The sequence below is a fragment of the Cupriavidus sp. 01L46 genome (assembly GCF_056399905.1).
The window spans coordinates 1-10,352 of sequence record NZ_JBFTSF010000235.1 but is presented as its reverse complement, the minus strand read 5'-3'; the positions used below and the strand labels follow the sequence as shown (position 1 = coordinate 10,352).

The window sequence follows — 10,352 nt, the reverse complement described above, 5'->3', positions numbered from 1 at the left end:
GTCCTCGCACTGGCTCGCTGGCGGGCTAGAGTCGCAAGACTACGCGAGGTCATTAACGCCAGATAAGCCCTGAGTTTGTCACGGACCTAGGGACGAAAATTTAGTGACTCGCCGTTGTAGAGCGTGTCCGTCCGCGATGCACCGGTTAAATCAAATGGCAGGACTAAGTATGTAGAACTCTCTGTGGAGGGCTTGCGGACGCGGGTTCGATTCCCGCCGGCTCCACCAATATTCAGGCCCGGTTACTTCCGGGACTACCGAAACCCCGAGGATAAGCATCCTCGGGGTTTTCTTTTTTCCGGCTTTGATAATGAGGGCGGCGCAAAGCCCCCCACTACCAAAAAAAATTGCTGGAAAGGCAGGCAATTTCCACCGAATTAAGATTTGTCCGATTCACATAACACCCCCAAGCCTGCATCATGTACATAAGCTGCCTCTGCGGAGGCAGACTTCCCGACGCGGGCCTTCATGCTTCACGTCCGGAGTTGCCCTCCAGCGCCCGCCCAGTCCTGTGTGGGCGTCTTTTTTTTGCGCGCGCGAACACGCTCAGCCCGGTCGCCAGGCGCAGGGTCATCAGCAATTTGTAATCATCTGTTACAGTCGAGATTTTTTCGGCAACCGAAAAGCGGCGCCAGAGGCGCCCATGCGCATCGGAACAGGCAAAGTACAAATGAAGAAACTGATTGGGGCTGCAAGCATTGCGCTGGCCCTCACGGGCTGTGGCGGATCGGGCGACAACAGTGACGGACTTGCGATTGTGCGCACCCCTCCCACCGCCACACCCACGACACCCGCGGCCCCGACGACCCCAACGACCCCAGTGATCCCCGCGGCACCCGACACCATCGCGCTTGGCTCTGGCTTCTACATCGGCACTTCTGCCGCCAACGAGCGCTTCAACATCCTGGTCCTGGACGAGAACGTCTATTACGCCTTCTACGCGATGGCGGGCATACCGGACGTATCGACCGGGGTCCTGACCGGCAACTACAGTTCGGGCAGCGGCGCGCTCACCACCAATAACAACGGGCTGGATTTCAATCAGGAAGCGGCGGGCTACAGCCTGACCGCAGCGAACCTGATGGCGGCCTACGTGCCGGGCAAGTCGATCCAGGCGCAGGTCACCTACCGTAACGGCAAGAGCGCGGTCGTCAATGCAACCTACAGCACCGACTACAACTTCATCGCGGCCACCGACGGCCTGAAGGGGACTTACTACGGAACGTCGAACGTCGTCGACACGACCGGGATCACAGCGGGTGCTGTAAGGCTGACCATCGACGCCAGCGGCAACTTCACGCTCGACGGCAGCGGCTCGGGCTGCAGCTTTACCGGGACCGCCACGCCACGGCGCCAGGGCAAGGTCTACAACGTCGCCTTGCAGCTGATTGGGCCGAGCTGCCGCTACGCGAACACCCCCATGACCGGCATCGCCTACTACGACCCCACCACCACGCATAGCTTGCCCACGCCCGGCCAGATCTACCTGTTTGCGATKCGCCCCGACCGCCAGGTCGGGGTGATCTTCACCGGCAAGCTCTGAAGCGCAGCCTAGAGAAAGCGATCGAGGATCTTGCGGCTGCCCTTGTCCAGGCTGGCCAGGTTGCGCACCAGGTAGTGGATGCCGTGGCTGTCGGAGATCAGCAGTGTGGAGCCGGCGAGGCGGCGGATGTCTTCCTCGCCACGCAGCACCAGCGATGTGAGGCCGCGATCCGTCTCCACCTCCCAGGTGCTGGGGGTGGCGTAGGTCGACACCGAACGGATGCGGCGGATCTCCGGCATGAATTCACGGCTGGCCAGCTCGGCCTCGATCATCTCGCGCACTGGGGCGGGCAAGGTATCCAGCCGGGGCAGCCAGGCCAGCTCGCGGCCATCGGCGCTGACGAGGCCGACGCCATCGTCGGGCGCGGCGATGGGGAAGGCGCGCACGGGAACGACGCCATCATGCACAACGCCATCCGACGTGGTCATCACCAGGCGGCCAAGGGCATTGCGGGAGAGCTTGAAATCGACTTGCTGCATGTGTGCTCCCATCCTTATTGCACGTTGACCGCATCGGCTGAGGCGAGATCCGCCTCGGCATCGACATTGCGGGCCTGCGCCTGGTAGAGCTTGTAATAAGCGCCTTCGCGCGCCAGCAACTCATCGTGGTTGCCAACTTCCACGATCTGTCCGCGATCCATTACCACCAGGCGGTCCGCCTTGCGCAGCGTGGACAGGCGGTGGGCGATCGCGATGGTGGTGCGGCCTTGCACCAGGTTGTCCAGCGCCTTCTGGATTTCCTTCTCCGTCGTCGTATCCACCGACGAGGTGGCCTCGTCCATGATCAGGATGCGCGGATTGATCAGCAGCGCGCGAGCGATGGAGATACGCTGGCGCTCGCCGCCGGACAGCGCTTGCCCGCGCTCGCCCACGAGAGAGTCGTAGCCGTGCGGCAGGCGCAGGATGAACTCGTGCGCATGGGCGGCACGCGCCGCGGCGATGATCTCTTCGCGCGAGGCACCCGGCTTGCCGTAGGCGATGTTCTCGGCGATCGTGCCGAAAAACAGGAACGGCTCCTGCAGCACCAGCCCGATATGGCTGCGGAACTCCGATACCGGCAGCGAGCGGATATCGACGCCATCCAGCCGGATCGCGCCTTCGGAGACATCGTAGAAGCGGCAGATCAGGTTGACCAGCGTGCTCTTGCCAGACCCGCTGTGTCCCACCAGGCCAATCATCTCGCCCGGTGCGATCGACAGGTTAAGCCCGCGGATCACGGCACGGTTGCCGTAGCGGAAGCCCAGGTCGCGCAGCTCGATGGCGCCCTCCACACGCTCCAGGTGCACCGGCCGCGTGGGTTCCGGCACGCTCGAGACGTGATCGAGGATATCGAAGATGCGCTTGGCGCCGGCGGCCGCCTTCTGCGTGACCGAGACGATGCGGCTCATCGAATCCAGGCGTGTATAGAAGCGGCTGATATAGGTAAGGAAGGCCACCAGCACGCCGACCGTGATCGCGTTGTGCGAGACCTGCCAGATGCCGAAGATCCACACCACCAGCAAGCCGATCTCGGTCAGCAGCGTGACGGTCGGGGTGAACAGCGACCACACCGCGTTGACGCGGTCATTGATGGCCAGGTTGTGCCGATTGGCTTCGCGGAAGCGCTCCACTTCACGCTTTTCCTGCGCGAAGGCCTTGACCACGCGGATGCCCGGAATGGTATCGGCCAGCACGTTGGTGATCTCCGACCAGATCCGGTCGATCTTCTCGAAGCCGTGGCGCAGCCGGTCGCGCACCAGGTGGATCATCCACGCGATAAAGGGCAGCGGCACCAGGGTCACCAGCGCCAGCCACGGGTTGATCGAAATCAGGATGGCCGCCGTCATGACGATCATCAGCACGTCGGTGGCGAAATCCAGCAGATGTAGCGACAGAAACACGCAGATGCGATCGCTTTCCGAGCCGATGCGGGCCATCAGGTMGCCCGTGCGCTTGCCGCCAAAGTACTCCAGCGACAACCTTAGCAGGTGCTCGTAGGTGGTGGTGCGCAGGTCCGCGCCGATGCGCTCGGACACCCGCGCCAGCAGATAGGTGCGAGCCCAGCCGAGGCTCCACGCCACCAGCGCCGCGCCCAGCAGGYCGGCCAGGTACAGCTTGACCCGGTCGTAATCGATGGGCAGCCCGTTCTGGTAGGGAATCAGCACGTTGTCCATCAACGGCATGGTCAGGTACGGCGGCACCAGCGTCGCGGCGGTGGACAGCAGCGTCAGCAGGAAACCAGCCAGCAACTGGAAGCGGTACKGCCGGGCAAACCGCCACAGGCGCAATAGCGCCCAGGTCGACGGCGGCGTTTCCAGGTCACGGCTGCATTGCGGGCATTGGTCGTCGTCCGGGGGCAGCGGGGCCTTGCAGGTCGGGCAGACCGCTTCGGCATCCAGATCCAGCTGCCCCGCCCGGCCCGAGGCCGACAGGTCGCGCTGCGCGTGAAACTGGTCGATCAGGCGCAGCGCGGCCGGGTTGTGGCCCAGCGTGTAGCGCCAACTGGCCAGCAATCGCCTGCTGTCTTGCAACTCCAGCGTGCCGACTCCCGCATGATCGGCGTGATGCAGCGATAATCCGGGCTGGATCGCCCATTCCTGCCAGTCTTTTTGCCCCGGCATGCGCGCCAGCAAGCGACGATCCGTCACAAGTACCCAGCCTTGGGTAAAATGCAGCTTTGCATCAAGGTCGACTTCGAGCCAGGCAAGCACGGCTTCGCCAGGTTGCAGGCGGGTGCCGAGTTCGTTACGCCACGGCTCGTTCTGGGCGTCGCTGTCAATCACGGGCAAGGAAGGTTGGGTCATCGTTGGTACGGCATGCTGCGTCCTTGGGCTATGGACATAACTTGAAACAATTTAGCGCGGGCGCGCCCTGGCGGCCCGCCGATTTGCCCGCAGTATACATAAGGCCAAACACACGGGCGTCCCTGATGCATTGCACAATCGCTTTTTAATCAAGAAAGTCAACCGGCTGACCGTTGTAACGTTACTGAAAGGTTAGGCTTCTATTTCTCGGGCACTCGCCCACTGCCTCAAGCTAAATCAATGAAAAAGAAGGACATTGAGATTTTCGATGTCATGTCGCTGCGCGGCCCGAATATGTGGACATATCGGCCTGTGCTGGAGGCGTGGGTCGATATCGGGGAACTGGAGGATTTTCCCTCCAACACGATTCCGGGGTTCTACGAGCGCCTGTCGGCATGGCTGCCCTCGCTGGTCGAGCATCGCTGCAGCATCGGCGAGCGCGGCGGCTTCCTGCAGCGGCTCAAGGAAGGCACGTGGCCTGGCCACATCCTGGAACACGTCACGCTTGAGCTGCAGAACCTCGCCGGCATGCCCGGTGGCTTCGGCAAGGCGCGCGAGACCCCGATCCGGGGTGTCTACAAGGTGATCGTGCGGGCCTGGCACGAGGATGTCACCCGTGCCGCCCTGTTCGCCGCCCGCGACCTGGTGATGGCCGCCATCGAGGACCGTCCCTACGACGTCCAGGAGACGGTGGATCACCTGCGACGCCTGGTGGACAAGCACTGCCTGGGTCCGAGCACAGCCTGCATCGTCGACGCAGCCGACGACCGCGACATCCCGGCGCTGCGCCTGTCCGAGGGCAACCTGGTGCAACTCGGCTATGGCAGCCGCCAGCGCCGCATCTGGACCGCCGAGACCGACCGCACCGCCGCCATCGCCGAGAGCATCTCGCGCGACAAGGACCTGACCAAGAGCCTGCTGGAATCCTGCGGCGTGCCCGTGCCCGAAGGCCGGCTGGTGGTGAGTGCCGCCGACGCCTGGGACGCCGCCGAAGACATCGGCCTGCCGGTGGTGGTCAAGCCCTATGACGGCAACCATGGCCGCGGCGTGTTCACCAACCTGACCACGCGCGAAGAAGTCGAGACCGCCTACGGCGTCGCCATCGATGAAGGCAGCGGCGTCATCGTCGAGCGCTTTGTGCTGGGCAACGAACACCGCCTGCTGGTGGTGGGCGGCCGCCTGGTGGCCGCCGCCATGGGCGAGACCGCCAGCGTGACCGGCGACGGCAAGTCGACCATCGACGAGCTGATCGAGTCGCAGATCAATTCCGACCCGCGCCGCGGCAGCACCGAAGACCACCCGCTCAACAAGGTGCGGCTGGATTCGGCCGCCCGCCTGGAACTCAAGCGCCAGGGCTTCGACGCCACGTCCGTGCCGCCCGAGGGCAAGCATGTGCTGATCCAGCGCAACGGCAACGTGGCCTTCGACGTTACCGACCGCGTGCACCCGAGCGTGGCCGCCCATGCCTCGCTCGCCGCCCGCATCGTGGGCCTGGACATCGCCGGCGTCGACCTGGTGGCGCAAGATATTTCGCGGCCGCTCGCCGAGCAGCGCGGCGCCATTGTCGAGGTCAATGCCGGCCCCGGCCTGCTGATGCACCTGAAGCCCTCCAACGGCGAAGCCCGTCCGGTGGGCCGTGCCGTGGTGGATCACCTGTTCCCGGCTGGCGAAGGCGACGACAACGGCCGCATCCCCGTGGTCGGCATCACCGGCACCAACGGCAAGACCGTGGTGGCCAAGCTGGTCGCGCGCCTGCTGCAGCTCTCGGGCAAGCACACCGGCCTGGCTTGCAGCGACGGCCTCTACCTGGACCGCCGCCAGGTGCAGGGCGGCGACCGCGCCAATTGGGACGCGGCCCGCCGCATCCTGATGAACCGCGCGGTGGATGCCGCCGTGCTCGAGAACGACAGCGGCGCCATCCTGTCCGAAGGACTCGCCTATGACCGTTGCCAGGTCGGCGTGGTGACCAATATCGATGTGCCCGACCACCTTGGCCAGTATTACGTCGAGGAAGTCGAGAAGATGTACAACGTGCTGCGCACGCAAGTCGACGTGGTGCTGGACGGCGGCGTGGCGGTGCTCAACGCGCGCGACCCGCTGGTCGTGGAGATGGCGGAGCTGTGCGATGGCGACGTGATCTTCTTCGGCATGACGGCTGACCTGCCCGCCATTGCCGCGCATCGCGCGGCGGGGCGCCGTGCGGTCTATGTGCGCGACGGCAAGGTGGTGCTCGCCACCGGCAGCCGCGAGGTGCCGCTGGCAGATGTAGCCGCGATCCCCCTCACCTATGCGGGCCGCGTGGCCTTCCAGGTCGAGAACGTGCTGGCGGCTGTGGCCACCGGCTGGGCGCTGGGCATCTCCAACGACCTGATCCGTGCTGGCGTGGTGACATTCGATGTGGGCCAGGTGGATGTGCCCGGACGCTTCACGCTGTTCGAGCGCAACGGTGCCATCGTGGTGATCGACGATGCCCACAATGCACCCGCGCTGGAAGCGCTGGTGGCATCGCTGGAACGCTTCCCGAGCGAGCGCCGCGTGGTGGTGTACGGCGCAGGCGCGCCGCGCCGCGACGAAGACATGGTCAAGCAAGGCAAGGTGCTGGGCGCCGCGTTCGACCGCGTCTTCCTGTGCGAAGACACCTCGGTCAAGCGCGCGTTGCCGGACGCCGAGGCACGCGCACTGCTCAAGCAGGGCCTGTACGAAGGCCGCCGCGTGACCAAGATCATCGACGAGGGCTCGCGCCGCCAGGCGATCGAGGCCGCGCTCGCGCAAGTGGTGGCAGGCGACCTGCTGGTCCTGCAATGCGATGAGGCGACGACCCTGCCGACGATCGACCTGGTGCACCAGTGGATGGGCCAACCGGGCCGCCGCGCCTGATCCGCAAGGAAACTGATTTCATGGAAGTCTCACGTATCCGGGCCCTGCGCGGCCCTAACCTGTGGTGCCGCCACACCGCCATCGAAGCCATCGTCTCATGCTCCGACGAGGCCCACACGCTGGCACAGCTGCCCGGTTTTGAAGAGCGCCTGCGCGCGCGCTTTCCCGAGGTCGGCCCGCTGCGGCCCGATGACAACGAAGGCGTGGTGTCGCTGGCGCACGCGCTCGAATGCGCGGCCATGCGCCTGCAAGCAGAGGCCGGCTGCCCGGTCAGCTTCAGCCGCACCGCACCCACCGTCGAACCCGGCACCTACCAGGTGGTAGTGCAGTACAGCGAGGAAGAAGTCGGCAGGCTGGCGCTGGAACTGGCCGCCGCGCTGTGCCGCGCCGCGCGCGACGACATGCCGTTCGACCTGGCCGATGCGCTGCATCGCCTGCGCGAGCTCGACGAAGACGTGCGCCTGGGGCCGAGCACCGGCTCCATCGTCTACGCGGGCGTGGCACGCGGCATTCCGTATCGCCGCCTGACGCAAGGCAGCATGGTCCAGTTCGGCTGGGGCAGCAAGCAACGCCGCATCCAGGCGGCCGAAACCGACATGACCAGCGCGGTCTCGGAATCGATCGCGCAGGACAAGGAGCTCACCAAGAAACTGCTGCACGCCGCCGGCGTGCCGGTGCCGATGGGCCGCTCCGTCTCGGACCCCGACGAAGCCTGGGCCGCCGCGCAGGAAATCGATGCGCCGGTGGTGGTCAAGCCGCGCGACGGCAACCAGGGCAAGGGCGTGGCGGTGCGCATCCGCACCCGCGAGGAAGTCATCGCCGCCTATGAAGTCGCCGCCGAGATCAGCTCCGACGTGATCGTCGAGCGCTATATTCCCGGCCACGATTTCCGCCTGCTGGTGGTGGGCAACCACCTGGTCGCCGCAGCCCGCCGCGATCCGCCCCAGGTCACCGGCGATGGCAAGCACACCGTGCGCCAACTGGTCGAGGAAGTGAATCGCGACCCGCGCCGCGGCGAGGGACACGCCACCTCGCTGACCAAGATCCGCTTTGACGATATCGCGCTGGCCACGCTGGCCAAGCAGCATCTCACCGCGGATGCGGTGCCGCCCAAGGGCACCCGCGTGGTGCTGCGCAATAACGCCAACCTGTCCACCGGCGGCAGCGCAACGGACGTCACCGACGATGTGCACCCCGACATGGCAGCCCGCGCCGTGGCGGCCGCGCGCATGGTTGGCCTGGACATCTGCGGCGTCGACGCGGTCTGCGAGACCGTGCTCAAGCCGTTCGAGGAACAAGCCGGCGGCATCGTCGAAGTCAATGCGGCGCCGGGCCTGCGCATGCACCTTCAACCCTCCTACGGCAAGGGCCGTGCGGTGGGCGAGGCCATCATCTCCACGATGTTCGGCGACGGCGACGATGGCCGCATTCCCGTGGTGGCGGTCTCCGGCACCAACGGCAAGACCACCACGGTCCGCCTGATTGCCCACCTGCTGGCCGGCAGCGGCCTGCGCATCGGCATGACCGGCACCGACGGTGTCTACGTCAAGGGCGAGCGCATCGATACCGGCGACTGCAGCGGCCCGCGCAGCGCTCGCAATGTGCTGATGCACCCCGACGTGGACGCCGCCGTGTTCGAGACCGCGCGCGGCGGCCTGCTGCGCGAAGGCCTGGCCTTCGACCGCTGCGACGTGGCGGTAGTCACCAATGTGGGCGAAGGCGATCACCTCGGGCTGTCCTACATCAGCACCGTGGAAGACCTCGCCGTGCTGAAAAGCGTCATCGTGCAGAACGTGGCGCCGCACGGCATGGCCGTGCTCAATGCCGCGGACCCCATGGTGGTACGCATGGCCGACGCCTGCCCGGGCGCCGTGACGTTCTTCGCGGCCGACCTCAACAACCCCGTGATGGCCACGCACTGCGCGCAGGGCAAGCGCGTGGTGTACGTCGAGGATGGCCATATCGTGGCCGCTGAAGGCGAGAACCAGGTGCGCATCGCGCTGTCGAGCATTCCGCTGACGCGCGGCGGCTCGATCGGCTTCCAGGTCGAGAACGCCATGTCAGCCACCGCAGCGGCTTGGGCACTGGGCATCGACTGGGAAGTGATCCGCCGCAGCCTGGCGACCTTCGTCAACGATGCAGCCACCGCCCCTGGCCGCTTCAACGTGTTCGACTACAAGGGCGCGACACTGATCGCCGACTACGGCCACAACCCGGATGCGATCCAGGCGCTGTGCAACGCCATCGAAGGCATGCCGGCCAAGCGCCGCTCGGTGGTGATCAGCGGCGCCGGCGACCGCCGCGACGTCGATATCCGCCGCCAGACGGAGATCCTTGGCGATGTGTTCGACGAAGTGATCCTGTACCAGGACCAGTGCCAGCGCGGACGCGAGGACGGCGAAGTGCTGGCCCTGCTGCGCGAAGGCCTGCAGGGCGCAAAGCGCGCCAGCGCGGTGGAAGAGATCCGTGGGGAGTTCCTTGCTATCGATACTGCGTTGTCGCATTTGCAGCCAGGGGATCTTTGCTTGATTTTGGTGGATCAGGTGGAGGAGGCGCTGGCGCATATTGAGCAGAGGATTGCTCAGGGGTGAACTGGATAGCCTCGCGGCAAACAAGAAAGCCAGCCTTATCGGCTGGCTTTCTTGCTTTCTGGATTTGATTGGCGTTGGCGTCTAGTACCGCAAAAACCGTTACGACGTCGCTCTGCGGGGTTGGTCGCTGTTTATTTCATCGGCGATGGCGTTTGCACCCAAGTGCCATACGACATCCCCCTGCGGGGGCTGCCGGTCACTCTTCTTTGCGTCGGCAAAGAAGACTAACGAGAAGAAAGCCGACCCTGCCGGGTGCAGAGCAATCGCGGGTGCTAGGGATGCTGGTTTCGTCGTATGGCCAGCGGTTCTGCTGGCATCTGCCGGTGCCGGTTTGAAGGGCTACGACGCTGCCAATTTCCGGGATTCGTGGTGCGGCCCACGGTAGCGGAATCCTTGCCCGTTCGCCAATCTGCCGTTACCGGTGCGGACCACCACGATACATCGACCGTCAATGGTTTCGTGGTGGGGCGGGCGCGGTGGTGAAGGTCTCGGGCCAATCAAGGCGGTGCCACCGCGCCCACGACGGAACCGGTGCGCCTGCAACTTCGTGGCCGACCAC

General features: G+C 65.3%; 5 protein-coding genes and 1 other RNA gene. 4 read left to right on the top strand and 2 right to left on the bottom strand.

The features are described from left to right. Both ssrA and AC1DS3_RS29240 read left to right on the top strand, forming a co-directional pair. Positions 1-228: a transfer-messenger RNA gene (gene ssrA / locus AC1DS3_RS29245) on the top strand; the annotation flags it as partial. Between the two features lie 442 nt (positions 229-670). Next, positions 671-1,543 (top strand): hypothetical protein, encoded by an 873-nt coding sequence (locus tag AC1DS3_RS29240; protein WP_477128477.1) that lies wholly within the window; start codon positions 671-673, stop codon positions 1,541-1,543. 8 nt (positions 1,544-1,551) lie between these two features. Here the strand turns inward: AC1DS3_RS29240 and AC1DS3_RS29235 are convergent, their stop codons facing one another. Together AC1DS3_RS29235 and AC1DS3_RS29230 are read right to left on the bottom strand one after the other, a co-directional pair. Beyond that, on the bottom strand, positions 1,552-2,022 hold the full coding sequence (locus AC1DS3_RS29235; RefSeq protein WP_441640747.1) for a cyanophycin metabolism-associated DUF1854 family protein: 471 nt from the start codon (positions 2,020-2,022) through the stop codon (positions 1,552-1,554). 14 nt (positions 2,023-2,036) lie between these two features. Beyond that, entirely contained in the window at positions 2,037-4,325 is a 2,289-nt protein-coding gene (locus tag AC1DS3_RS29230; RefSeq protein ID WP_477128476.1) for a cyanophycin metabolism-associated ABC transporter, read from the bottom strand. Between the two features lie 240 nt (positions 4,326-4,565). On the opposite strand from AC1DS3_RS29230, the gene cphA (AC1DS3_RS29225) reads away from it, so the two are divergent. Both cphA (AC1DS3_RS29225) and cphA (AC1DS3_RS29220) read left to right on the top strand, forming a co-directional pair. Continuing rightward, a complete protein-coding gene (cphA, locus tag AC1DS3_RS29225) occupies positions 4,566-7,202 on the top strand; it encodes a cyanophycin synthetase (protein WP_441640745.1) in 2,637 nt (878 codons plus the stop codon). A 20-nt stretch (positions 7,203-7,222) separates the two neighbouring features. Beyond that, on the top strand, positions 7,223-9,793 hold the full coding sequence (gene cphA / locus AC1DS3_RS29220) for a cyanophycin synthetase (protein ID WP_441640744.1): 2,571 nt from the start codon (positions 7,223-7,225) through the stop codon (positions 9,791-9,793). Positions 9,794-10,352 lie beyond the last annotated feature (559 nt).

Excerpts from the sequence above, each read along its gene's own strand:
- AC1DS3_RS29235 (WP_441640747.1), bottom strand. The coding sequence starts at position 2,022 with ATGCAGCAAGTCGATTTCAAGCTCTCCCGCAATGCCCTTGGCCGCCTG.
- cphA (WP_441640745.1), top strand. The coding sequence starts at position 4,566 with ATGAAAAAGAAGGACATTGAGATTTTCGATGTCATGTCGCTGCGCGGC.
- cphA (WP_441640744.1), top strand. The coding sequence starts at position 7,223 with ATGGAAGTCTCACGTATCCGGGCCCTGCGCGGCCCTAACCTGTGGTGC.